17 protein-coding genes and 5 pseudogenes are annotated in these 23,841 nt (G+C 72.2%); 11 read left to right on the forward strand and 11 right to left on the reverse strand.

All coding sequences use genetic code 11. The annotated features are described in order from the left end of the window. The first annotated feature begins 205 nt into the window (after positions 1-205). From WJ438_RS34440 to WJ438_RS34450, 3 genes and pseudogenes are all read left to right on the forward strand, one after another. Positions 206-1,369 (forward strand): exonuclease SbcCD subunit D, encoded by a 1,164-nt coding sequence (locus WJ438_RS34440; RefSeq protein WP_406728674.1) that lies wholly within the window; start codon positions 206-208, stop codon positions 1,367-1,369. After that, positions 1,366-4,358, forward strand: a pseudogene (locus WJ438_RS34445) (AAA family ATPase). The gene WJ438_RS34440 and the pseudogene WJ438_RS34445 overlap by 4 nt, the downstream one beginning before the upstream one ends. Positions 4,359-4,424: 66 nt before the next feature. After that, positions 4,425-4,677, forward strand: a pseudogene (locus tag WJ438_RS34450) (hypothetical protein); the annotation flags it as partial. A gap of 9 nt (positions 4,678-4,686) precedes the next feature. On the opposite strand, the gene WJ438_RS34455 reads toward WJ438_RS34450, so the two are convergent. Next, positions 4,687-6,378, reverse strand: a complete 1,692-nt coding sequence (locus tag WJ438_RS34455) for a DUF885 domain-containing protein (RefSeq protein WP_406728675.1) — start codon at positions 6,376-6,378, stop codon at positions 4,687-4,689. Positions 6,379-6,410: 32 nt separating this feature from the next. Beyond that, positions 6,411-6,902, reverse strand: coding sequence for an Lrp/AsnC family transcriptional regulator (locus WJ438_RS34460; RefSeq protein ID WP_406728676.1), 492 nt, complete (start codon positions 6,900-6,902; stop codon positions 6,411-6,413). 60 nt (positions 6,903-6,962) lie between these two features. On the opposite strand from WJ438_RS34460, the gene WJ438_RS34465 reads away from it, so the two are divergent. After that, positions 6,963-8,189: a trans-sulfuration enzyme family protein gene (locus WJ438_RS34465; RefSeq protein WP_406728677.1), complete on the forward strand. Its 1,227-nt coding sequence runs from the start codon at positions 6,963-6,965 to the stop codon at positions 8,187-8,189. A gap of 92 nt (positions 8,190-8,281) precedes the next feature. Here the strand turns inward: WJ438_RS34465 and WJ438_RS34470 are convergent, their stop codons facing one another. Further along, positions 8,282-9,568 carry an N-acetyltransferase family protein gene (locus WJ438_RS34470; protein WP_406728678.1) on the reverse strand — a complete coding sequence of 429 codons (1,287 nt, stop codon included), beginning with the start codon at positions 9,566-9,568 and terminating at the stop codon, positions 8,282-8,284. Positions 9,569-9,756: 188 nt separating this feature from the next. Next, positions 9,757-10,587 carry an alpha/beta fold hydrolase gene (locus WJ438_RS34475; RefSeq protein WP_406728679.1) on the reverse strand — a complete coding sequence of 277 codons (831 nt, stop codon included), beginning with the start codon at positions 10,585-10,587 and terminating at the stop codon, positions 9,757-9,759. Between the two features lie 169 nt (positions 10,588-10,756). Here WJ438_RS34475 and sigJ point away from each other — a divergent pair, with 169 nt between their 5' ends. After that, positions 10,757-11,647, forward strand: a complete 891-nt coding sequence (gene sigJ / locus WJ438_RS34480; protein WP_406729898.1) for an RNA polymerase sigma factor SigJ — start codon at positions 10,757-10,759, stop codon at positions 11,645-11,647. Positions 11,648-11,819: 172 nt separating this feature from the next. Then, entirely contained in the window at positions 11,820-12,581 is a 762-nt protein-coding gene (locus tag WJ438_RS34485; RefSeq protein ID WP_406728680.1) for a GntR family transcriptional regulator, read from the forward strand. A gap of 110 nt (positions 12,582-12,691) precedes the next feature. Here WJ438_RS34485 and WJ438_RS34490 read toward each other — a convergent pair whose 3' ends face one another. The 3 genes and pseudogenes from WJ438_RS34490 to WJ438_RS34500 all read right to left on the reverse strand — a co-directional run. Continuing rightward, positions 12,692-13,849: an ROK family protein gene (locus WJ438_RS34490; protein ID WP_406728681.1), complete on the reverse strand. Its 1,158-nt coding sequence runs from the start codon at positions 13,847-13,849 to the stop codon at positions 12,692-12,694. A 169-nt stretch (positions 13,850-14,018) separates the two neighbouring features. Further along, the gene (locus WJ438_RS34495; RefSeq protein ID WP_406728682.1) at positions 14,019-14,681 is read right to left on the reverse strand and encodes a response regulator; all 663 of its coding nucleotides are present in this window, start codon (positions 14,679-14,681) and stop codon (positions 14,019-14,021) included. Between the two features lie 29 nt (positions 14,682-14,710). Beyond that, positions 14,711-15,025 (reverse strand): annotated as a pseudogene (locus WJ438_RS34500) (sensor histidine kinase); the annotation flags it as partial. On the opposite strand from WJ438_RS34500, the pseudogene WJ438_RS34505 reads away from it, so the two are divergent. The 5 genes and pseudogenes from WJ438_RS34505 to WJ438_RS34525 all read left to right on the forward strand — a co-directional run. Then, positions 14,909-15,202 (forward strand): annotated as a pseudogene (locus WJ438_RS34505) (hypothetical protein); the annotation flags it as partial. The pseudogenes WJ438_RS34500 and WJ438_RS34505 overlap by 117 nt on opposite strands. Before the next feature lie 2 nt (positions 15,203-15,204). Then, a pseudogene (locus tag WJ438_RS34510) lies at positions 15,205-15,929 on the forward strand (ABC transporter permease). Between the two features lie 55 nt (positions 15,930-15,984). Beyond that, positions 15,985-16,149 (forward strand): hypothetical protein, encoded by a 165-nt coding sequence (locus WJ438_RS34515; RefSeq protein ID WP_406728683.1) that lies wholly within the window; start codon positions 15,985-15,987, stop codon positions 16,147-16,149. Positions 16,150-16,862: 713 nt separating this feature from the next. Then, a complete protein-coding gene (locus tag WJ438_RS34520; protein WP_406729899.1) occupies positions 16,863-18,623 on the forward strand; it encodes a sodium:solute symporter family transporter in 1,761 nt (586 codons plus the stop codon). A 9-nt stretch (positions 18,624-18,632) separates the two neighbouring features. Next, the gene (locus WJ438_RS34525) at positions 18,633-18,761 is read left to right on the forward strand and encodes a putative transporter small subunit (protein ID WP_406728684.1); all 129 of its coding nucleotides are present in this window, start codon (positions 18,633-18,635) and stop codon (positions 18,759-18,761) included. Positions 18,762-18,858: 97 nt separating this feature from the next. Here the strand turns inward: WJ438_RS34525 and purB are convergent, their stop codons facing one another. The 4 genes from purB to WJ438_RS34545 form a co-directional block, all read right to left on the reverse strand. Beyond that, on the reverse strand, positions 18,859-20,301 hold the full coding sequence (gene purB / locus WJ438_RS34530) for an adenylosuccinate lyase (RefSeq protein WP_406728685.1): 1,443 nt from the start codon (positions 20,299-20,301) through the stop codon (positions 18,859-18,861). A gap of 58 nt (positions 20,302-20,359) precedes the next feature. Then, positions 20,360-21,202, reverse strand: coding sequence for an SGNH/GDSL hydrolase family protein (locus tag WJ438_RS34535; RefSeq protein WP_406728686.1), 843 nt, complete (start codon positions 21,200-21,202; stop codon positions 20,360-20,362). An 86-nt stretch (positions 21,203-21,288) separates the two neighbouring features. Further along, a complete protein-coding gene (locus tag WJ438_RS34540; protein ID WP_406728687.1) occupies positions 21,289-22,302 on the reverse strand; it encodes a hemolysin family protein in 1,014 nt (337 codons plus the stop codon). Beyond that, a complete protein-coding gene (locus tag WJ438_RS34545) occupies positions 22,299-23,753 on the reverse strand; it encodes a hemolysin family protein (protein WP_406728688.1) in 1,455 nt (484 codons plus the stop codon). The genes WJ438_RS34540 and WJ438_RS34545 overlap by 4 nt, the downstream gene beginning before the upstream one ends. Positions 23,754-23,841 lie beyond the last annotated feature (88 nt).

Consider the following 23,841-nt stretch of genomic DNA (forward strand, 5'->3'; position numbering starts at 1 on the left):
CGCGCCGACGAGGGGATTACGTCGTGTGCTTATCGCCGGCGCGCAGAGGGCAGGCCGCAGCACATTTGCCCGGGGCGATTTGAGGTCAATGATGGATCAGGGGGCGACATGCGTTAGCGTGGCGGGGGTTGGCGGCGAGTCCCGTGCTGGTTCGTGCTGGTTTTTGAGGCGCAATAGGGGTAAACGTGCAGGGCAGAGCGATTTCATGAAATTGCTGCACACTTCCGACTGGCACCTCGGCCGGTCGTTCCACCGGGTCGGCATGCTCGGTGCCCAGGCCGAGTTCATCGGCCACCTGGTGGCGGCCGTGCGCGAGCACGCCGTCGACGCGGTGGTCGTGTCGGGAGACGTGTACGACCGGGCGGTGCCGCCGCTCGCCGCGGTGGAGCTGTTCGACGACGCCCTGCACCGCCTCGCCGGCCTCGGCGTGCCGACGGTGATGATCTCCGGGAACCACGACTCGGCCCGCCGTCTCGGCGTCGGCGCCGGACTCATCGGACGCGCGGGCATCCATCTGCGGACCGACCCCTCGGCGAGCGGCACCCCCGTGGTGCTGTCCGACGCGCACGGGGAGGTCGCCTTCTACGGGCTGCCCTATCTGGAACCGGCGCTGGTCAAGGACGAGTTCAAAGTGGAGAAGGCGGGCCACGAGGCGGTGCTCGCGGCCGCCATGGACCGGGTCCGCGCCGACCTCGCCGCCCGCCCGCACGGCACCCGGTCCGTAGTCCTCGCGCATGCCTTCGTCACCGGCGGTGCACCGAGCGACAGCGAGCGGGACATCACCGTCGGCGGGGTTGCCGCCGTGCCCGCAAAGGTGTTCGACGGCGTCGACTACGTGGCGCTCGGGCATCTGCACGGCTGCCAGACCCTCACCGAGCGGGTGCGCTACTCCGGCTCTCCGCTGCCGTACTCCTTCTCGGAGGCGAATCACCGCAAGAGCATGTGGCTCGTCGACCTGGGAGCCGACGGAACGGTCACCGCCGAGCGGCTCGACTGCCCGGTGCCGCGTGCCCTCGCCCGGATCCGCGGCACCCTGGAGGAGCTGCTCACCGACCCCGCCCTCGCGCGGCACCGGGAGGCGTGGGTCGAGGCCACGCTCACCGACCCGGTCCGCCCCGCGGACCCCATGGCCCGGCTCACCGAACGCTTCCCGCACACCCTGAGCCTCGTCTTCGAACCCGAACGCGCGCCCGACGACACCGCGGTGTCCTACGCCCGGCGCCTCGCCGGCCGCGACGACCAGCAGATCGCGGAGGACTTCGTCGCCCATGTGCGCGGCGCAGGCCCCGACGAGTGCGAGCGGGCCGTCCTGCGGGACACCGTCGACGCGGTCCGCGCCGCCGAAGCCGTGAACGAGGTGGCGCGTTGAGGCTGCACCGGCTCGACATCACCGCCTTCGGGCCCTTCGGCGGCTCGCTGACCGTCGACTTCGACGAACTCTCCGCCGCGGGCCTCTTCCTGCTGCACGGCCCCACCGGCGCCGGCAAGACCTCGATACTCGACGCCGTCTGCTACGCGCTGTACGGCTCCGTCCCCGGGGCCCGGCAGAGCGGGCAGGGGATGACGCTGCGCAGCGACCACGCCGCCCCCGCCACCCGCACGGAGGTCACCCTCGAACTCACCGTCGCCGGCCGTCGGCTGGAAGTCACCCGGCAGCCGCCCTGGCAGCGCCCGAAGAAGCGCGGCACCGGCACGACACTCGACAAGGCGCAGAGCCGGCTGCGTGAATACGACCCGGCGACCCGGTCCTGGAAGGACCTCAGCCGCTCCCACCAGGAGATCGGCGAGGAGATCACCCAGCTCCTCGGAATGAGCCGGGAGCAGTTCTGCCAGGTCGTCCTGCTGCCCCAGGGCGACTTCGCGCGTTTCCTGCGCGCCGACGCGGAGGCGCGCGGCAAACTGCTCGGCCGGCTCTTCGACACCCGCCGCTTCGCCGACATGGAGAAGCGCCTCGCCGAACGCCGCCGTGCCACCGAGTCCCAGGTACGGGACGGCGACGCCGATCTGCTCGCCGACGCGCACCGGATGCAACAGGCCGCGGGCGGGGCAATGGAGCCGGTAGACCTCGTGCCGGGCGAACCGGGGCTGGCCGAGACCGTGCTGAGCGCGGCAGCCGTTGCCCGCAGCACCGCCCGCGAACAGCTCGACGTCGCCCACTGCCGCCTCGCCGCGGCCGAGTCCGCCCAGGCCGCCGCCGGCCGGTCACTGGAAGACGTACGCGAACGGGACCGGCTGCAGAGGCGGTTCGCCGAGGCGCGGCAGCGCGCGGCGCGGCTGGCGGAGCGGGCCGACGCCCAAAAGGAGGCGCAGACGCGCCTGGACCGGTCCCGGAAGGCCGAGGCGGTCGCCCCCGCCCTGGAACTGCGGGAGTCCGCCGACGCCGAGCACCGGCGGGCGGCCGACGCCGAGTCGCGTACCCGCGCCCTGCTCCCCCGGCCCTCAGGGACGCGGGTGCGGCCGGGCTCGCGGCCGCCGCACGCCGGGCCGCCGAGGAGCTGGGCGGGCTGGAGTCGGCCCGCCGTGCCGAGCGGCGGCTCACGGAACTGCTCGAGGAGCGGGCCGGCCTGGACCGTCAGGAACGCGCCGACGACGACGTGCTCGACGAGTCCGACGCGTGGCTCACCGACTGGGAGGAGACCCGCACCGGTCTCCAGGCCCGTATCGAGGCTGCGCAGGAGGCCGCGACCCGGGCCGGTGAGCTCGCCGTGCAACGCGACCCCGCGCACAAGCGATTGAACGCCGCACGGCTGCGGGACCAACTGGCCGAGGACACCAAGGGCGCCGCCGAACAGGCCCGCGAGGCCCGGGAACAGGCACTCGAGGCCAAACAGCGCTGGCTCGACCTCAAGGAACAGCGGTTGGCCGGCATCGCCGCCGAACTCGCCGCGGACCTCACCGACGGCGAGCCCTGCGCCGTCTGCGGGGCCACCGAACACCCCGCCCCCGCACGCAAGGTCGCCGGCCATGTCGACCGCGAGGCGGAGGAGCGGGCCCTGGTCGCCCACCAGAGTGCTGAGGAGCGCCGAGCCGACCGGGAAGGCCGCCTCGGCGTCGTACGCGAGGCGCTGGCCGCCGCCGGAGCGGAGGCGGGTGACACGTCGACCGCTCACCTCGCCCAAGAAGTTGAGGAGTTGGAGCGGCGGTACGCGCAGGCCCGGGGCGCTGCCTCCGTTCTGCACTCCGCCCGGGAACAGCTGCGACAGGCGGAACACGAGCGTGAACGGCGCATCACCGCCCAGCGGGAGGCGGCGGTCCGGACCGCCGCCCGAGCGGGCCACCGGGAGCGGCTGAACCATGAACAGGCCGTGCTGGGGGAGGAGTTGAAACAGGCACGGGGCAACGCGGACAGTGTGGCCGCGCGCGCCGCACAACTGGAGCTGTACGCCGCACAGTTCACCGAAGCCGCCGACGCCGCCCGCGTCGCCGACGGCACCGCACAGCGACTCAAGGACGCCGACGACCGGCTCGCCGACGCCGCCTTCCGGGCCGGCTTCGACACCCCGCGGGCGGCGGCCGAGGCACTCCTCGACGCGGCCGCCCACCGCGAACTGCAGGCCCGGCTGGACGCATGGCAGCAGGAGGAGGCCGCCGTACGCGCGGTGCTCGCCGAGCCGGACACCGCGGCCGCCGCCCAGCAGCCCCCCGCCGACCTCACCGCCGCGCAGCGCACCGCCGAGGACGCGGACCGCAGGACGCGCGAGGCGGCCTCCGCACGCGATGCCGCCGCCCGCCGCTGCGCCGAACTCGACCGGCTCTCCGCGCGGGCCACCGCCTCGGTGCGCCGGCTGGCGCCGCTGCGCGAGGAGTACGACCGGGTGGCCCGCATGGCAGGCCTCACCGCGGGCACCTCGGCCGACAACGAACGCAGGATGCGCCTGGAGTCCTACGTCCTGGCCGCCCGCCTGGAGCAGGTCGCCGCCGCGGCGACCGCCCGGCTGCACCGCATGTCGTCCGGCCGCTACACCCTGGTGCACTCCGACGACCGCACCGGGCGCGGGCGCAGCGGCCTCGGACTGCATGTGGTGGACGCGTGGACCGGGAGGGAGCGGGACACCGCGACCCTCTCGGGCGGCGAGACCTTCTTCGCCTCGCTCGCCCTCGCGCTCGGACTCGCCGACGTCGTCACCGACGAGGCCGGCGGTGTCCGGCTGGACACCCTCTTCATCGACGAGGGCTTCGGCAGCCTCGACGACCAGACGCTCGACGAGGTCCTGGACGTCCTGGACTCCCTGCGGGAACGCGACCGCAGCGTGGGCATCGTCAGCCATGTCCCCGATCTGCGCCGGCGGATCCACGCCCGACTCGAAGTGGTGAAGGGGCGGTCGGGATCGACGCTGCGGCGGCACGGCGTCACCTGAGCCGAACCCGTGGGCACACCAAAGAAGTCGACCCTGTCAGGTTTCGCGCATGGTGCGATACGCGAAGCCGGGCACGCCGGCCCGGTCAGCACCGTCAAACCCGGCCCGGTCGACACGGACTACCTCACCGGTGACGTCTCCGAGGCCGTCGCCGTGCGCTTCCCCGGCGGGAGTCGGGGGATGCCCGAAGATTCCGCCCGCCTCGTCCGTGGCCGGCCACGGACGAGGCGGGCGGAATCTCCCCGCTCGAACGGAGGGGAGAGCTTGGAGAAGGACCACCGGTACCGTCATTGACTCGGAGGGTGGATTCCGGCGTTGACCGGACGGCTCACAGCGCCGACAGTTCGTCCACCAGGTCGTCCAGGCCCAGCGAGCCCTGGGACAGCGCCGCCATGTGCCACGCCTTCGGGTCGAAGGCGTCGCCGTGCCGCTTGCGGGCGTTCTCCCTGCCGAGCAGCCAGGCCCGTTCGCCGAGCTTGTAGCCGATGGCCTGGCCGGGGATCGTCAGATAGCGGGTCAGCTCGCTCTCCACGAAGTCCGCGGGACGGCTGCTGTGTGCCCCGAAGAACTCCTCGGCCAGTTCCGGCGTCCAGTGCTCGCCCGGGTGGAACGGCGAGTCCGCCGGGATCTCGAGCTCCAGGTGCATGCCGATGTCCACGATGACCCGGGCGGCCCGCATCATCTGCGCGTCCAGGTAGCCGAGCCGCTGCTCCGCGTCCGTGAGGAAGCCGAGCTCGTCCATCAGCCGCTCCGCGTACAGCGCCCAGCCCTCCGCGTTGGCACTGACCATGCCGACGGAGGCCTGGTAGCGGGAGAGGTCCTCGGCGACGTGCGCCCACTGCGCCAGCTGGAGGTGATGGCCGGGGACGCCCTCGTGGTACCAGGTCGACACCAGGTCGTAGACGGGGAAGCGGGTCAGTCCCATGGTCGGCAGCCAGGTGCGGCCCGGCCGTGAGAAGTCCTCCGACGGGGGCGTGTAGTACGGAGCCGCCGCGCTGCCCGGCGGGGCGATCCGGGACTCCACCTTCCGGACCCGCTCGGCGAGTTCGAAGTGGGTGCCGTCGAGCGAGTCGATCGCCTGGTCCATCAGGCCCTGCAACCACTCACGGACCTCGTCGACGCCCTCGATGTGCCGGCCGTGCTCGTCGAGGTGCGCGAGCGCCACCCACGGCGTCGCGGCGCCCGGCAGGATCTTCTCGGCCTCCTTCCTCATCTCGCCGAGCAGCCGGTGGTACTCGGCCCAGCCGTAGGCGTACGCCTCGTCCAGGTCGAGGTCGGTGCCGTTGAAGTACCGGGCCCAGCGGGCGTACCGCTCCCGGCCCACGGTGTCCGGGGCGCCCTCGATCGCGGGCGCGTACACGTCGCGCATCCAGTCCCGCAGCTCCACCACGGCCGCGGTCGCGGCGCGGGCCGCCTCGTCCAGCTCGGCGCGCAGCGCGTCGGGTCCCGACGAGGCGAAGTCCTCGAACCAGCCACGACCGGAGCCGTCCATGTCGGACCACTCGGTGAGCTGCCCGACGAACGTGGCGGTCGGACGCGGGGCCGCGTACAGCTTGCGCTCCAGGCCGAGCGCGAGGGACTCCCGGTAGCCCGCCAGCGCGGCCGGTACCGCGCGCAGCCGCTCGGCGACCGCGGCCCAGTCCTCCTCGGTCTGCGTCGGTGTCACGGTGAACACCTCGCGCACCGAGTGGGCGACCGTGCCCAGGTTGCCGACCGAACGCAGACCCTCGTCGGCCTCGTACACGGCGATCTCCGCGGTGAGCCGCTCCCGCAGCAGCCGGGCGCAGCGGCGTTCGATGTCGCTGTCCGCGCCGGGCCGGGCCTCGGCCTCGTCGAGCCGGGCGAGCGTGGCCCGCTGGAGTTCCGCGAGCGCAGCCTGGCCCGCGGGCGAGAGATCGGGCAGACGGCTGGAACTCTCCTGCACGCCGAGATACGTACCGGTGACCGGATCGAGGGTGATGAGCTCGTCGACGTAGGCGTCGGCGAGCTCGCGGGGCAGTGGGCTGTTGGTCTGTGACATGCGGACCATCCTGGTACGCGGCCCGCCGCCCGTCACCCGGTTTGAGCCGAGGGCGAAGACGGCAGCAGTGGGCCGCAGTCCCACTGCTGGAAGATCAGCCGGGTCTCCACGCGCGCGACCTCCCGCCGCGACGTGAACTCGTCCAGCACCAGCCGTTGCAGATCCGCCATGTCCGCGACCGCGACATGGATCAGATAGTCGTCCGGTCCGGTCAGATGGAAGACGGTCAGTGACTCCGGCAGTGCCCGGATCCGCTCCACGAACGGTCCCACCAGCTCCCGCCGGTGCGGTCTCACCTGCACCGACAGCAGCGCCTGAAGTCCCCGCCCCAGCTTGGCCGGGTCCAGCTTCAGTCGATGCCCGAGGATCACGCCGGCGCGGCGCAACCGGGTCACCCGGTCCAGGCAGGTCGACGGCGCGACCCCGACCTGTGCGGCGAGATCCCGGTACGTCGTCCGGGCGTCGTTCTGCAACAACCCCAGCAGACGCAGGTCCACCGGATCCAGTACGACGGATTCGGTCATGGGCCGAACGTAGCACGGAGACAGCCGCTCACGACCCGGTCGGTGTTCACCCTTCGCTCCATGGACTTGGACAAGGACGTGCGCACGGACACGCGCAGCACCACGAGAGCACTCGCCACCGAGGCCGTGCACGCCGGCCGGGACGACCTCGCCCGGCAGGGACTGCACGCCCCGCCGATCGACCTGTCCACCACCTACCCCTCGTACGACAGCCGCGGCGAGGCCGCCCGTATCGACTCCTTCGCCGCCACCGGCGCGGAACCGGACGGCCCGCCCGTCTACGGGCGGCTCGGCAACCCGACCGTCGCCCGTTTCGAGACCGCCCTGGCTCGCCTGGAGGGCACCGAGGCCGCGGTCGCGTTCGCCAGCGGCATGGCCGCGCTCAGCGCCGTCCTGCTGGTACGCGGCTCCATGGGCCTGCGCCACGTCGTCGCCGTACGTCCCCTGTACGGGTGCAGCGACCACCTGCTGACCGCCGGGCTGCTCGGCTCCGAGGTGACATGGACCGACCCGGCCGGGGTCGCCGACGCGCTGCGCCCGGACACCGGTCTGGTCCTGGTGGAGTCGCCGGCCAACCCGACCCTCGCCGAGGTCGATCTGCGGGCCGTCGCCCATGCCTGCGGCTCCGTGCCGCTGCTCGTCGACAACACCTTCGCCACCCCGGTCCTCCAGCGTCCGGCCGGGCAGGGGGCGCGGCTGGTGCTGCACAGCGCCACCAAGTACCTCGGTGGGCACGGCGACGTCCTGGCCGGCGTGGTGGCCTGCGACGAGGAGTTCGCGGGGCGGCTGCGGCAGATACGGTTCGCCACCGGCGGCGTGCTGCATCCGCTGGCGGGCTACCTGCTGCTGCGGGGCCTGTCGACGCTTCCGGTTCGGGTCCGGGCCGCGTCGGCCAACGCCGCCGAACTCGCCCGCCGGCTCGCCGCGGATCCGCGCGTGGCCCGTGTGCACTACCCGCGCATCGGCGGGGCGATGGTCTCCTTCGAGGTGCACGGAGACCCGCACGCGGTGATCGGAGGGGTACGGCTCATCACCCCGGCGGTGAGCCTCGGCAGCGTGGACTCCCTCATCCAGCACCCGGCGTCCATCAGCCACCGCATCGTCGATGCCGGTGACCGCAGGGACGCGGGAGTGAGTGACCGGCTGCTGCGGCTCTCGGTCGGCCTGGAGGACGTCGACGACCTGTGGGCGGACCTGAACGGGGCGCTGGGAGAGCGGACCGGGGCACCGGGCGACGGCCGCACGAGGGGGACGGTCGGTCGGCCGGAGGTGCCGGCCCGGGGCTGAGGTGCGGGCTGTGCCCCGCGCGTATGCCGAACGGTCCGGCGGACACCGCCGGGCCGTTTCGTCTCGTGTTCCGGGTCCGGTGGGGCGGTGGTCTACGACCGGCGGCCGGTCCGCGAGCCGTGCTCCCACTCCTCCTGCGCGTGGCGGGCCCGTGCCGGGTCCAGGCGTGCGGTGACGACGAGGGTGCTCTCCTCGATCTGGTGGTCGAGGGGCAGGCCCAGCCCGCGCATCGCGGCGGCCATCCCGGTGTTGGACGCTTGCGTCACGGCGTAGACGTGGGCGCACCCCGCCTCGGTGGCCATCGACACCAACCGGGTCAGGAGCTCGGTGCCGATGCCCCGGCGCTGCCAGGCGTCCTCGACGAGCAGTGCCACCTCGGTCTCGTCGCCGTCCCACAGCAGATGACCGAGGCCGACGATGCGGCCGGAGGCGGTCCGCGCGGCGAGCGTACGGCCGAAGCGGGGGCCGAGCAGGTGGTTCAGGTAGCGGTCCGCGTCACCCACCGGGCCGTGGTACCGCCGGCGCAGGGTCTCGGGCGAGCACCGCTCGTGCATCGCCCGCGCCGCCTCCAGATCGCCGGTGTCCGCCCGGCTCACGGCGATGTCGCTGCCCTCGGACAGGGTGAGGACGTCCTGGCCGCGCGGGACCCGGGGGCCGAGCCGGGCGTCCAGCTCCACCAGGGCCCGTGCCCGGGCGAACTCGGTGGGCGTGAAGGGCGGATGCGGCCGCTCCACGGCGAGTACGCCGCCCTCCGGGGCGCGCAACCGCATCACGGTGTCCTCCAGGGCCCCCTCCGCCGGGACGCCCTCCGGCGCCGGCCGCCCGCCGCCCGGTGTGGCGGGCAGCGAACGGATCGTGGACCGCCCCAGCAACTGCCGTAACGCCACCGGAAGTTCCGCGCCGTCCAGTGCCGTACGTGCGGCGAGCTCCAGCATCCGGGGCGGGGCGGCCACCAGATCGCGGGCGTCGGTCCGCTCGGTCCAGGTGTCCGCGCCCCCGGCGCCCGTCACCGCCACCGTGAGGCCGGTGCCGGTCAGGTCGGCCGGGGCGCGCAGCAGGAACTCGTCGACCGTGGCCTCGCCCAGCGGATGCGTCTGCAGGCTCAGGATGTCGACCCGGTGCTCGGCCAGCGCCGTGCACAGCGCGGCCAGCGCGCCCGGTTCGTCCCGTACCGTCGTCCGCATCCGCCACAGGGCGCTCTCCGGCGGCCGGTTTTCCGCGGCCCCCTCGGTACCGGATGCGGGCGGTGCGTGACCGTGGCGGCGTGCCCACCAACTGTGGAACGCCGCCGTGAAGCGTGTGGCCGGTTCTCCCTCCGGCTGTCCCTGCGCGGGACGGCCGTGCCGGGTGTGCGTCACCTCGGACATGCCTCGACTCATGCGACCACTGTGCTGGTGCGGCGCGGCTCGCACGTAAACCCCGAGTGAACGACTCAGTGAACAACTCACCGCGGCACGAAGCGGACCGACGCACCGTCAGCACCGCGTCCCGACGTATTGCCCCACCCCACCGCCCAGTCCGCCCGGCGCCGGACCGCGCCGGATCGGACAGCGCCGCGCCGCGCCGTTCAGCGGCTGCCGTCGAGGAGGACGCGGGCGACCAGTGCCGGGTCGTCGTTCATGGGGACGTGACCGCAGCCGGGCAGCCGGACCAGTCGCGCCCGGGGGATCATCCGCTTGGCGCGGACCCCTTGACGGGGAATGAGCAGCCGGTCGCGGGCACCCCAGGCGACGGTGACCGGGACACCGGGCACGTCGCCGGCGAACCGCACCGCGGTGCCCGCCCGGAGCGTCTCGGCGAAGCCGGTGGCACCGGCCAGCGCGAGCGTCTCGGCGACCACCGCCTCGGGCGAACGGCGTCCCGGCCGGGCGTAGATGGTGCTGGTCAGCGCCGCTCGCCCGGCAGTCGAGCGGGCGAGCCGCTCGACCAGCGGCAGCGGCATCCGCTCCGCGACGCGTCGCATCCCGATCAGTACACCGAAGGCGTAGCGCCGCTCGGCCTGGGTCCAGAACCCGGCGGGGGACAACGCGGTGACGGACCGTACGAGGTTCTGGCGGCCGAGCTCCAGTGCCAGAAGCCCGCCGAGCGAGTTGCCCGCGACATGCGGCCGGTCGAGCCCCAGCTCCTCGCACAGGGCGCCGAGGGCGGCGTTCATGGTGGGCAGGTCGTGGGTGAGGCCGTCCGGCAGCGCCGGGGAGGCACCGAAGCCGGGCAGGTCCACGGCGATCACCTCGCGCTCGGTGGCGAGGATGTCCACGACCGGGTCCCAGGCCTGACGGTGGTGACCGACGCCGTGCAGCAGGAGCAGCGGTTCGCCGCGGCCCACGCGCGCGTAGGACAGGGTCACGGTCTGCGGGCCGTGCGGAGAGGTGACCTCGAACGAGACGGTCGCGGACATGAAGGTGCTCCTCGTCTGGAACTCGCGGTGGGACGCCGCCTGACGCCGTAGACACCTTGTCAGCAATTACTACCGGCGGGTAGTCCCCGGGCGCCCGGCTCCGGGCTCCTGCTCCGTGACGCGTCGAATCCTCCTGGACACGGCCGTGCGGGTCGGCTGGGATGGAGAGGTGAGCGCCGACACCGTGACCGATGCCTTCGAAGAGCACCGTCCCGTCCTCCAGGGGGTCGCCTACCGCATGCTCGGCCGGGTGGCCGACGCCGAGGACGTGGTTCAGGAGGCCTGGCTGCGCTGGGCGGGCGGCGACCGGTCCGAGGTCCGCGAGCCGCGCGCCTACCTGGTGCGTGTCACCACCCGCCTCGCCGTCGACCGGCTGCGTCAGATCAAGGCGCGGGGCGAGACGTACGTCGGCCCGTGGCTGCCCGAGCCGTATGTCACCGGCTTCGGCGACACCGCCCCGGACACCGCCGAGCAGGTGGTGCGCGCCGATTCGGTCTCGCTCGCCGTCCTGGTCGTCATGGAGTCCCTGTCCCCACTGGAGCGCGCGGTGTTCGTCCTGCGCGAGGCGTTCGGCTACCCCTACGCCGACATCGCCGCCATGCTCGACCGCGGCGAACCGGCGGTGCGTCAGCTCGCCACGCGGGCCCGCAAGCACGTCGAGGACCGGCGCCCGCGCTACGACGTCGACCCCGCCCAACGTCGCGAACTGACCGAGCGGTTCCTGGCGGCGGCGGCCGGCGGTGATCTGGAAGGGCTCATGAAGCTGCTCGCCCCCGACGTGCGTCTCGTCGGCGACAGCGGCGGCAAGGCCCCCGCCCCGCTGCGCGTCCTGGAGACCGCCGACAAGGTGGGCCGCTTCGTGCTCGGCGCCGCCCGCAAGAGCCTCCGGGACGACTTCTCCGCCCGCTTCCTGGAACTCAACGGGGGCCCCGCGGCACTGCTCCTCGCCGGCGACACGCCCGACTCCGTCTTCCAGCTGGATGTCGCCGACGGGCGCGTCCAGGTGGTCTACCTCATCCGCAACCCCGACAAACTGCGTTCGCTGGTGGCGGCCCGGTAGGGGGTCGGCCACCCGGCAACGGGGTCCGCGCCCTCCGGCGCGGGCCCCGTGGTCATGTCCGATTGGTATTGACCAAGGGTGGGGGGCGCCATATGGTCGCAGACAAGTGAAACAACCTTTAATAAACAAGGGCGCGAAAACGCCACCGGACCCGACGATCGCGGAGGACAGGGTGGGGACCACGCAGTTGGACACGGTGCCGGAACCGAAGTACTGGCATCTCAGGACCGTGCTCAGTGAGGCGCTGGACTCGGAGTTCTCCGTGGGCGAGATCCTGCCCAACGAGCGCGACCTCGCCGCCCGCTTCGGCGTGGCCCGTGCCACGCTGCGCCAGGCACTGGAGCAACTGGAACTGGAAGGCAGGCTGCAGCGCCGCCGCGGCGTGGGCACCACCGTCGCCCCGCCGCGCATGGGTGTGTCCGTCGGCACGGCGCAGCACGCCTGGCCGGGCGGGCCCGACGACGCCTGGCAGGCTCTGGACTGCACGCTCGAGGTGCCGCCCGCGGCCATCGCCGAGACCCTGGTGACCGGCCGGGACGAGCCCGTGCACACCGTTCGGCGGTCCCGGGCGTCCCAGGGCCAGCCCGTCGCCGCCGAACTGCTGTACATCCCGGCGGCCTCGGTGCCCGACCTCTCCGCCATCGACGCCCCGGCCGGGGCGGCACGCGCGCGTGCGGTACTGCGGGAACTGCACCACCTGGAACTGGAGCGGCACGAGAACGCGGTGGAGCTCGGCTCCGCCCGCGCGGACGACGCCAGGGAACTGGACCGCCTGCCGGGCGCGCCCGTCCTCGTCGTCACCACCCGCTTCATCACCCGGGGCCGGGTCTCCGCGCTCTCCGTGGCCACCTACCGCGCGGACACCTGCCGGCTGACCTTCGGCGACTCCGGAGGCGTGGAGATCCACCACGGCCCCGAACGCCGCGCTTCCTGAACGCCGCGCTTCCTGAACGCCGCGCTTCCTGAACGCCGCGCTTCCTGAACGCTCCGGGCGCGGGGCGGGGCGGTGGGGCGAGACCGATGGCGGGTCCACCCGGCCGCCGCCTACCGGTGGGTCGTCACCCTGCCTTCCACAGCGAAGAGTTGCTCTTCCACATGGTCCAGGGCAAGCCGCACCGCGCCCGTCGCCACCGCCGCCTCCCCCAGGCGGGACAGGGCGACCTTCGGCGGACGCAGGCAGTAGCGGGCCAGTTCACGCCGCAGCGGCTCCAGGACCCCGTCCAGCCCGGCCGCCCAGCCGCCGATCACGACGAGTTCCGGATCGAGGGCCAGCACCAGCGCCGCCACGTCGTGGACCAGCCGCTGGATGAAGCGGTCCATGGCCGCGAGGGCCCGCTTGTCGCCCTCGCGGGCCTGGGCGAAGACCTCGGCCACCGCCTGCTCGTCGAGCGGGTGCAGTGGCTCGTCCGTGGTGGACAGCAGCTTCTCGGGGGTCGCCTCGCGGCCCAGCAGGTGCAGCGCCCCGATCTCGCCGGCCGCCCCGCCGTACCCCCGGTGCAGCCGCCCACCGATCAGTGAACCGGCGCCGGGACTCAGCCCGGCCAACACGAACACCACGTCGTCGGTGCCGGTGGCGACGCCCTTCCAGTGTTCGGCCACGACCGCCGCGTTGGCGTCGTTCTCGACCAGCACCGGGCATGTGAAGGACCGGCTCAGCCGCTCGCCCAGCCCCAGCCCCGTCCACCCGGGCAGCGCCGTGCCCAGCCGTACCGTGCCGTCCGCCTCGACGATCCCGGGCGTGCCCACGCCCACGGCCCGCAGTGAGTCGCGCGGCACCCCGGTCCGGCGCAGCAACTCGGCGACGGCGGCGCGCAGCCGCTCCAACCGCCCGTCGGCGTCGGCTCGTTCACCGACATTCTTGGCCTGGGCGCCGAGCACCCGGCCGTCCAGATCGGCCAGCAGCGCGGCCACCCGGTGCGGCCCGATCTCCAGGCCCAGGAGATGCCCGGCCTCGGCCCGGAACCGGAACCTCCGGGCCGGCCGCCCCTGCCGCCGCGCCGCCCCCTCCTCGGCCGCCGTCTCCACGACGAGACCCGCCTCGATCAGACCCTCCACGACGCCCTCGACGGTGGGCCGTGACAACCCCGTCACCCCGGTGACCTCGGTCAGCGTCGCACAGGCCGTGGCCCGCAATGCGTGCAGCACCACCGCGGAGTTGATCCTCCGCAACAGCGAGGGATCCCCGCCGGTCAGCCGACCCACCGTCCGTCCTCCCCGCTCGTGCGCGCGTGGGGCGGATCGTACTCGGCACGGCCGCCCCCGGCGACCACCGGGCGCGACCGCCCCGGCCCATGACCGGAACCCGCCCCTCCCCGGCCCGACCCGCGTCACCCCGGTCCGACTCCCGCGGACCGATCTACGCGCACCCGGCTCACCCGAGCCCCACGAAACCCGACTCGTACGCCACGATCACCGCCTGCGTACGGTCACGCGCCCCCAACTTCGCCAGCACGGCGCTCACATGTGACTTCACCGTCTCCACCCCCACCACCAGCCGACCGGAGATCTCCGCGTTCGACAGGCCCCGCGCCATCAGCCGCAGCACCTCCGCCTCCCGACCGGTCAGTCCCGCCCGGTCCAGCACGGCCCGCGCCGCACGGTTGCCGCCGCTCTCGCCGTACTCCGCGGCCAACTGCCGGACCGACGCGGGGAACAGCAGCGACTCGCCCTCGGCGACCAGCCGCACCGCGTGCACGATCTCGGCGGGGCGCGCCCGCTTCAGCAGAAACCCGTCGGCACCCGCGCGCAGCGCCTCGTACACGTACTCGTCCTGCTCGAACGTCGTCACCACGATGATCTTCGGCGGATCCTCGACCGTCCGCAGCACGGCGCGGGTGGCCTCGATGCCGTCCATGAGCGGCATGCGTACGTCCATCGCGACGACATCCGGACGCAGCTGCCGTACCAGCGGAATCACCGCCGCCCCGTCGGCTGCCTCCCCGACGACCTCGATGTCTGGCTGCGTTTCCAGCACGGCCCGCAGGCCCGCGCGTACAAGGGGTTCGTCGTCGACGAGCAGAACGCTGACCGGCATCCGGTCAGCCTAGATCAGTACGCCCCCGTTCAACCCAGCGGCAGTTCGACCCGGACCCGCCAGTCGCCGTCGGCCGGGCTGGTCCGAGCCCGGCCGCCCAGCAGCGCGGCGCGCTCGCGTACGCCGCGCAGCCCGCTGCCGCGGCCGGGGCCCGGTACCGCCTCGGCCAGCGGATTGCGGATCTCCAACAGCAGTGTGCCGTCGGCGACGCACACCCTCGCCCGCACCGGAACCGGCCCCGCGTGCCGCAGCGCGTTGGTCAGGGACTCCTGGAGGATGCGGTATCCCTCGCGCGAGATCGGGCCCGGCACGGTGTCCAGGGGGCCGGTCACCTCGGCGTCGAGCAGCAGGACGGGCACTGGACCGTGCCGCACGCGCGCGTGGACGACATCGGACGCCTCGCCTCCGCCGCGGGCGTACCGATCCTCGAACTCACGGCGGACGAAGGCACGCTGGAACAGGCATACCTGGATCTGACGGCAGCCGAGACCGAGTTCACCGCACCGCACCAGGAGGCCTGACCATGCAGTTCGCACCCGTACTCCACGCCGAGTGGCTGAAGATCCGCACACTCCGCTCGCTGCTGGGCGCGCTGGCGGCGCTGTTCGTGACGACCACGGCGTTCTCCGCGCTCGGCGGTGCGTCGAGCACGTCGGAACCGGAGTTCGACCAGCTGTTCACGACCCAGTCCGGGGTCTACCTGGGGCAGATCGCGGCGATCTCCTTCGGTGCCATGGCGGTGTCGACCGAGTTCCGCAACGGTGCGCTGCGGCTGTCGCTGTCGGCGGTCCCGCAGCGCGGACACTGGTTCGCGGCCAAGGCGACCGCCATCGCCCTGTCGGTGCTCGCCGTCGGCCTGCTGACCGCTCTGGCCTCCCTCTTCGCCGCGAGAGCGGGGATGGGTTCCGCGGCGGACGGGCTCACCGCGGGCGAGCAGGCGCGCGCGGTCGTAGGCTGCGGTATCTACCTGATGCTGATGGCCCTGTTCGCGGCCGGACTCGCGACCCTGCTGCGCAGTGGGGTGATGACGCTGTCCCTGCTGATCCCGTTCATCCTGATCGTGTCGTTCGTGATCGGGGACGCGGCCGGCACTGCCATCGAGTTCATGCCCGACCGGGCCGGGCAGGTGATCCTCCAGCACACGCACGACGGATCGCTCGGGCCTTGGTCCGGGCTCGGGTGACCGCGCTGTGGACCGCGGCCGCCCTGCTGGCGGGGGTGTGGAGTCTGCGGCGCCGGGACGCCTGACGGGCAGGAGGTTGACACACCGCCAAGTTCCAGTGGTGGCACGTCCCCTGGATCCATGAGTGTCGCACAGCACATCGCCGTCATCGACGAGCCGTTCTTCCGTCCCTTCCCGGCGGAGCACGGCCCGTCGGGCGGCGGCTTCGCGGGCCCGGGTCACCATGTCGCCGTACTGGCCGTCAGTACCGGCCCGCGGAGCAGCGATCCCGTGCTGTGGGAGTGACGGTGGATCGGTTCGAGAAGGAACGGGGCGCGGTCCACGAGATCCTGGCCGCGCGCTGGGGGACACCGACCCCTGGGAACCTGCAGACCGTCCTGCTGCGCACCGGCCAGGAGGAGATACCCGAGCCGTGGGCCCGGCTCGGCACGAGCGCGAGTGTCGCCTCGCTGTGGGAGGTCCGGGGCACCGGCCGCCGGATCGTATGGCCGTCGCCGACCGGGACGGGAGCGACGGGGCCCGACTGCCGGCGGGGATCACGGAGACGCCACCGCCTGACGTACGACCGGCCGCATAATCCAAGGCGCACATCAGACGTAAAGGGGTAAATCATGCAGCCCATCGCAGTTGCGACTTGTAAAGAAAGATCTGCAAAGAGGGTGATGTGATCACTGTGAAGGTGGACAGAACAAGTATTGAAGTGTAAACATCTGCTATCTGCCTGGCAGGGCTTGAGGGCGGCCAACCGCGGATCTCGGGTATGACCGAAGATCGCCGCCGCCAGTAGAAGCTGTCGCCCTGCGGCTGGTTTGCGGGCCCAAAGGGCCCGCAGTTTTGTGAGCTCCCCCGACTCGCGCAATGACGCGTCGGGTGGCGGGGATGGAGCACGCTCTGCGCCCATGGCGCGCGGATGCGTTTGGCATGCCCCGAGCGAGCCTTCGGGTGCCGTCGTCGGCGCCGGGCTCCGCGAGACGAAGGAGGTACGTCTGTTGGACGGCATGGAAACGGCCCAGTTCAGCGCCGTAATTGTCGTTGGTCTACTGGTTCTCTTCTACGGTGGGACTTTTCTGATCTCGACCCGGATCGGCAAGAAGGAGGAGAACGCCGACGGGTACATGACTGCTGGTAACAACATCGGATTCGGCATCTCGGCCGCCAGCATGACGGCGACGTGGATCTGGGCGGCCTCGATGTACGCCTCCGCCACGTCGGGTTACACCTACGGCATCTCGGGCCCCATCCACTACGGGCTCTGGGGCGCCCTGATGATTCTTTTCATCTACCCCTTCGGCAAACGCATTCGCTCCGTCGCCCCCAGGGCGCACACCCTGGCGGAAGTCATGTACGCCCGCCACGGGCGCTCCAGCCAGCTGATGCTCGCGGGCTCCAACGTCGTCGGCAGTCTCATCAGCCTGATGTCGAACTTCATCGCCGGCGGTGTGCTGATCTCGCTCCTGTCGCCGTTCAATTTCATCCAGGGCGTCCTCTGCGTCGCGACGGGTGTCCTGCTCTACACCCTGTGGTCCGGGTTCCGCGCCTCCGTAATGACCGACTTCGTGCAGGTCGTGGCGATGCTCGGCGCCGTCGCCGTGATCGTCCCGTTCATCTTCTTCGCGGCCGGCTTCCCGGCGGCGTTCGAGACCGGCGCGGCGAACCTGACCCCGCAGCAGGGAAGCTTCTTCTCCAGCGACGCCTTCATGGGGCAGGGCGCCCCCTACATCGCCGCGGTGCTGGCCTACGCGATCGGCAACCAGACCATCGCCCAGCGCCTGTTCGCGGTGAAGGAGAGCCTGATCAAGCCCACCTTCATCACCGCGACCATCGGCTACGGCGGCATGGTGATCGGCGTCGGCATGCTCGGTGTGCTCGCCCTTTACCTGGGCTTCGAACCGACCGGCGGCGACATGAACAACCTCATCCCCGAGATGGCCGCCACCTATCTGCCGTCCGCGCTGCTGGCCGTCTTCTTCATCATGATCGTCGGTGCGCTGTCCTCCACCGCCGACGCCGACCTCGCCGCCCTCGCGTCGATCACGATGGCCGACATCTACGGCCGGGGCGTGGCGGGCACGAGGAAGGCCAACCCGAAGACGATGCTGCTGGTCGGCCGGCTCACCATGGTGGTGGCCACCGCGCTGGCCGTGACGTTCGCCAGTCTGCAGCTGAGCATCCTCGACCTGCTCGTCTTCGTCGGCGCGCTGTGGGGCGCACTCGTCTTCCCGGTGCTGGCCAGCTTCTACTGGGAGAAGGTCACCAGCAAGGCGTTCACCACCTCGGTGCTCGCGGCGCTCGCGGTGTTCCTGCCCGTGCGCTTCAGCTGGATCCCCGTGGACGGGGTCTTCGGTTTCGTCGTGGACGTGCTGGCCGTCCTCGGTATCGGTGTCGTCCTCGGCCTGATGGTGTTCGGCTTCCTGGGCATCAAGGCAGGGAAGATCACCGGTGTGCTGGCCGTGGTGGTCTCCGCGCCGTTCGCGATCGGATCCCTGCACGAGTACGCGACGCTGTGCGGTTCGCTCGTCGCCTACTCGGTGAGCACCGTCATCTGCTGGGCCATGTCCGCGCGCCAGGGGGAGAGCTTCGACTTCTCCGTCATCGCGGAACGCACCGGCGACTTCGACGACGGGGGCGCCGCCGCGGCGATTGCCGACGGCAACGGGGAAGCGCCCGGCGTCCCGAGCCCGGCGCCGGCCCCGGAGGCGGGCCCGGAACACCGGGCGGACGCGAGCCCGAGCCCGTCGTACACACCAAGTAAGACATAAGGAGGCACAGTGACCTTCGCCCTGAGCGTCTACGTCCTGATGTGGCCCGTCATCGTGGCCGTCATCCTGTTCGTGATCAGCCGTGGGTTCTTCCGCGAGTGGGCCGACGCCCGCCGCAACGGCCGGGACATGATCTGACCCCTGGGTCGCGCGCGAGCCGTGTCCTTCACCACCCCGTCGGGTGGTGAAGGACACGGCTCGCGCATCCCGGCCCTTCAGCCTTGGACCAAGCGGGTCAGAGGATCGCCCCGGGGGTGTAGCCGGCGGCCTCCGGGTGCTGCTTGACGAGGTCGTCGACACGGCCGACGAGGGCGGCGACCTGGGCGCTCGCGGCGCCCGTGAAGGACAGCTTGTCCGCCATCAGCGCGTCGAGTTCGGCCCGGTCGAGGGGGAGACGCTCATCGGCCGCGAGCTTGTCGAGCAGGTCGTTGCGCTCGGCGCCCTGCTCACGCATCGCGAGGGCCGTCGCGACGGCGTGCTCCTTGATCGCCTCGTGCGCCAGCTCACGGCCGACACCCGCGCGCACCGCGCCCATCAGCACCTTGGTGGTGGCCAGGAACGGCAGGTAGCGGTCCAGCTCCCGGGCGACGACCGCCGGGAACGCGCCGAACTCGTCGAGCACCGTCAGGAACGTCTCCAGCAGACCGTCGAGCGCGAAGAACGCGTCGGGGAGCGCCACCCGGCGCACCACCGAGCAGGACACGTCGCCCTCGTTCCACTGGTCGCCCGCCAGCTCCCCGGTCATCGAGGCGTACCCGCGCAGGATCACCATCAGGCCGTTGACGCGCTCGCAGGAGCGGGTGTTCATCTTGTGCGGCATGGCGGACGAACCGACCTGGCCCGGCTTGAACCCCTCGGTGACCAGCTCGTGCCCGGCCATCAGCCGGATCGTCTTCGCCAGCGACGAAGGCGCCGCCGCCAGCTGCACCAGCGCGGTCACCACCTCGTAGTCCAGCGACCGCGGGTAGACCTGGCCGACCGAGGTGAACGCCTCCGCGAAACCCAGGTGACCGGCGGTCCGCCGCTCCAGCTCCTCGAGCTTCGCCGCGTCGCCGCCCAGCAGGTCCAGCATGTCCTGCGCCGTACCGACAGGGCCCTTGATGCCCCGCAGCGGGTAGCGGCCCAGCAGCTCCTCCAGCCGGCCGTACGCGACGAGGAGCTCGTCGGCGGCGGTGGCGAACCGCTTGCCGAGGGTGGTGGCCTGCGCCGCCACGTTGTGCGAACGGCCGGCCATGACCAGCTCGCCGTACTCGCCGGCCAGCCTGCCGAGCCGGGCCAGCACCGCCACCGTACGGTCGCGCATCAGCTCCAGCGAGAGCCGGATCTGCAGCTGCTCGACGTTCTCGGTCAGGTCGCGGGAGGTCATCCCCTTGTGCACGTGCTCGTGCCCGGCGAGGTCGTTGAACTCCTCGATCCGCGCCTTCACGTCATGCCGGGTGACCTTCTCGCGCTCGGCGACGGAGGCCAGGTCGACCTGGTCGAGGACACGCTCGTAGTCGGCGATCGCCGCGTCCGGCACCTCGATGCCGAGGTCCTTCTGGGCCCGCAGCACGGCGAGCCAGAGCTGCCGCTCCAACCTCACCTTCTGCTCGGGCGACCAGAGCGTGGCGAGCTCGGCGGAGGCGTAACGTCCGGCGAGGACGTTCGGGATACGGGGCTTGGCGGGCGCAGCAGTCACGTGTACGGAGTCTACTGGCGAATCGTGCAGGCCAGCGCCACGGGTGATTCAGAGGAAGCTACGAGGAGGACAGCGGGGATCGGCGAGTGCCCCCGGTGCCCCTCAGCCCTGCGGCGCCCTCGGTGTCACCGGCGGCGTACGGCAGTAGCTCGGGGCGCTTCGGCGGCAAGCCGTCGCCCGAGGAGCGGCCGGTGAGGCGGCGGCCGATCCACGGGAGCAGGTGCTGCCGTGCGAACCTGGCGTCCGCGACCCGGCGCGCCGACCAGCCCGGTGGCAGCGTGGCCGCCGGGGGCAGTCGCCACTCGGGGTCCTCGGGCGGGTAGCCCAGCGACTGCCACACCGCCTCGGCGACCCGGCGGTGCCCGTCGGCGGTCAGGTGCAGCCGGTCCACGTCCCACAGCCGTGGGTCGCCGAGCGAGGGCGCCCCGTACAGGTCGACGACCAGGGCGCCGTGCCGTTCGGCCAGCTCGTCGACGCAGGCGAACAGCGCCTCCATGCGCGGCCGGAAACGCTCCTGCACGGGTCCCTGGCGGGCCGGGCTGCGCATCAGGACAAGCTGCCCGCAGTGCGGGGCCAGCCGCTCCACCGCCTCGGTCAGCAGATCCCGTACCAGGCCCATGTCGCACTTGGGCCGCAGGGTGTCGTTCAGCCCGCCGACCAGGGTGACCACGTCGGCCCGCATGGCCGCCGCCGTATCCACCTGTTCCTCGACGATCTGCCGGATCAGCTTGCCGCGCACCGCGAGGTTGGCGTACCGGAACCCGGGGGTGACGGCCGCCATCCGCGCGGCGAGGACATCGGCCCAGCCCCGGTACGTGCCGTCGGGCAGCAGGTCCGACATGCCCTCGGTGAAGGAGTCGCCGACCGCGACCAGGCTGGTGTGAGTGGGGTTCGTCTGCATGGCGACAGAGATGATATCCCGTGCACATACCCGCCGGTCGGTCGGCGTTTCCTCCCGTTCCGCGTGGTCCGCCCGGCCGCTCCCGCTCAGGCCCGCTGCCCGAACAGCTCTTGCAGTACGTCCTCCATCGTCACCAGCCCCGCCAGCCGCCCGTCCGCCCCGAGGACGGCCGCCAGATGCGTACGGCTTCCCCGCATGGCGGTGAGGACGGCGCCCATCGTCGTGTTCTCCCGCACCCGAGCGATGGAGCGCATGTCCCGCAGCAGGAACGGCATGTCGCGCGGTGAGGCGTCCAGGGCGTCCTTCACGTGCAGATAGCCGACGATCCGCCGCCCCTCGTCCACCACCGGGAAACGGGAGTACCCGGACTTCGCCGACAGCTCCTCCAGCCCTTCCGGAGTGACGCCCATGCGCGCGTAGACCACGCTCTCCAACGGCAGCACCACGTCCCGCACCGGTCGGCGGCCCAGCTCCAGCGCGTCGTTCAGGCGCTCCTGCGCGCGGTCGTCGATCAGGCCCGCCTCGCCGGAGTCCTTCACCATCTGCGCCAGCTCCGCGTCGGAGAAGGACGCCACGACCTCGTCGCGCACCTCGACCCGCAGCAGCCTCAGCAGTGTGTTGGCGAAGGCGTTGATCGTGAAGATCACCGGGCGCAGCCCCCGGGACAGTGCCACCAGCGGCGGACCCAGCAGCAGCGCGCTGCGCACGGGCTCCGCGAGCGCGATGTTCTTCGGCACCATCTCGCCGAGCAGCATGTGCAGATAGGTCGCGAGCGCCAGAGCGATCACGAAGGACACCGCGTGGCCCGCGCCCTCCGGCACGCCCACCGCGTGGAACACCGGCTCCAGCAGATGGGCGATGGCGGGCTCGGCGACCACACCGAGGACCAGGGTGCACAGCGTGATGCCGAGCTGCGCCGCCGCCATCAGCGCGGACACGTGCTCGAGGCCCCACAGCACGCTCTTGGCGCGCCGCTCACCCTGTTCGGCGTACGGCTCGATCTGGCTGCGGCGCACCGAGATCAGCGCGAACTCGGCACCTACGAAGAAGGCGTTGACGACCAGCGTCGCCAGACCGATCAGCAACTGTACGACCGTCATCGCCGTGCCCCCTTCTCGCGCGCCTTGCCGTTCGTCCTACTGTTCGTCCTGCTGTCCGGCTCACCGGTCGACCGGAGTCTCGACCTGCCGTCCGGCCCGCCGGCAGTCTCCTCGCCGTCCGCCCGCCCGTCTGTCGGGCGCGGGCCGGCGAGTGGCGCGTGCAGCAGGACGCGCGCCGCGCGGCGGCCGCTCGCGTCCAGGACCTCCATCCGCCAGCCGACGACCTCGAGAGTGTCGCCGACGGCGGGGATCCGGCCGAGCTCGGTGGCCACCAGCCCGGCCAGGGTTTCGTACGGCCCGTCCGGCGCGCGCAGACCGACCCGCGTGAGCTGGTCCATGCGCGCGGAGCCGTCGGCCGAGAACAGGGCGTGACCCTCCTCGTCCGAACCGGTCCGGGCCAGGTCGGGAGTCTCGTGCGGATCGTGCTCGTCGCGGACCTCGCCGACGACCTCCTCGACGATGTCCTCCAGCGTGGCCACGCCCGCCGTACCGCCGTACTCGTCGATCACCACGGCCATGGTGCGCCCGCCGGAGAGCCGGTCCAGCAGCCGGTCGACGGTGAGCGACTCCGGGACCAGCAGCGGCTCGCGCATCATCTCCGACACGGGAACCCGTGCCCGGCGCTCGGCCGGCACCGTCAGCACGTCCTTGATGTGCGCGGTCCCGACCACCGAGTCGAGGGTGCCGCGGTACACCGGGAACCGGGACAGCCCGGTCGCTCGGGTCGCGTTCGCCACGTCCTCGCAGGTCGCCTGGACCTCCAGCGCGACGACCTGCACGCGCGGGGTCATCACGTTCTCCGCGCTGAGATCGGCGAGGTTCAGGGTGCGGACGAACAGCTCCGCGGTGTCGGCCTCCAGAGCACCCAGCTTGGCGGAGTGCCGGGCGAGAGCCGCCAGCTCCTGAGGGCCGCGCGCGGACGCCAGTTCCTCGGCGGGTTCCACACCGAAGCGGCGCACGATGCGGTTGGCCGTGTTGTTGAGGTGCGTGATGAAGGGGCGGAAGGCGGCACTGAACCAGCGCTGCGCGTTGCCCACGTTCTTGGCGACGGCCAGCGGCGACGAGATCGCCCAGTTCTTGGGCACCAGTTCGCCGACCACCATCAGGAAGACGGTCGACAGAGCCGTGCCGATCACCAGCGCCAGGGAGCTCGCCACCGAGGCGGAGACACCGATGTCCCTCAGCGGGCCGGAGATCAGTGCGGCGATCGACGGCTCGGAGAGCATGCCGACCACCAGGTTGGTGACCGTGATGCCGAGCTGCGCCCCGGAGAGTTGAAAGGTCAGGTTCCGTACGGCCTTGAGCGCGCCGGCGGCGCCCCGCTCGCCGCGCTCGACTGCCCGGTCCAGCTCCGCCCGCTCGACCGTGGTGAGGGAGAACTCGGCCGCGACGAAAGCGCCACAGGCGAGGGAGAGCAGGATCGCCACCAGGAGAAGGAGCACTTCTGTCATCGGGCCACCCCCGTCCCATGGCCGGGCGGGAAGTGGACTACCGCGCGACGTCGCGTACGGCTCTGTCGGGGACCGCGATGTCGCGTAC

The sequence above is a fragment of the Streptomyces sp. GD-15H genome (assembly GCF_045291515.1).
Taxonomy (GTDB): domain Bacteria; phylum Actinomycetota; class Actinomycetes; order Streptomycetales; family Streptomycetaceae; genus Streptomyces.

Coding starts and splice junctions, on each gene's coding strand:
- WJ438_RS34475 (WP_406728679.1), bottom strand. CDS start 10,587: ATGTCCGCGACCGTCTCGTTCGAGGTCACCTCTCCGCACGGCCCGCAG.
- WJ438_RS34495 (WP_406728682.1), bottom strand. CDS start 14,681: ATGCCGGTCAGCGTTCTGCTCGTCGACGACGAACCCCTTGTACGCGCG.
- WJ438_RS34460 (WP_406728676.1), bottom strand. CDS start 6,902: ATGACCGAATCCGTCGTACTGGATCCGGTGGACCTGCGTCTGCTGGGG.
- WJ438_RS34520 (WP_406729899.1), top strand. CDS start 16,863: ATGGAAACGGCCCAGTTCAGCGCCGTAATTGTCGTTGGTCTACTGGTT.
- WJ438_RS34545 (WP_406728688.1), bottom strand. CDS start 23,753: ATGACAGAAGTGCTCCTTCTCCTGGTGGCGATCCTGCTCTCCCTCGCC.
- WJ438_RS34455 (WP_406728675.1), bottom strand. CDS start 6,378: ATGTCACAGACCAACAGCCCACTGCCCCGCGAGCTCGCCGACGCCTAC.
- WJ438_RS34470 (WP_406728678.1), bottom strand. CDS start 9,568: ATGAGTCGAGGCATGTCCGAGGTGACGCACACCCGGCACGGCCGTCCC.
- WJ438_RS34535 (WP_406728686.1), bottom strand. CDS start 21,202: ATGCAGACGAACCCCACTCACACCAGCCTGGTCGCGGTCGGCGACTCC.
- WJ438_RS34440 (WP_406728674.1), top strand. CDS start 206: ATGAAATTGCTGCACACTTCCGACTGGCACCTCGGCCGGTCGTTCCAC.
- WJ438_RS34540 (WP_406728687.1), bottom strand. CDS start 22,302: ATGACGGTCGTACAGTTGCTGATCGGTCTGGCGACGCTGGTCGTCAAC.
- WJ438_RS34515 (WP_406728683.1), top strand. CDS start 15,985: ATGAGTGTCGCACAGCACATCGCCGTCATCGACGAGCCGTTCTTCCGT.
- WJ438_RS34465 (WP_406728677.1), top strand. CDS start 6,963: ATGGACTTGGACAAGGACGTGCGCACGGACACGCGCAGCACCACGAGA.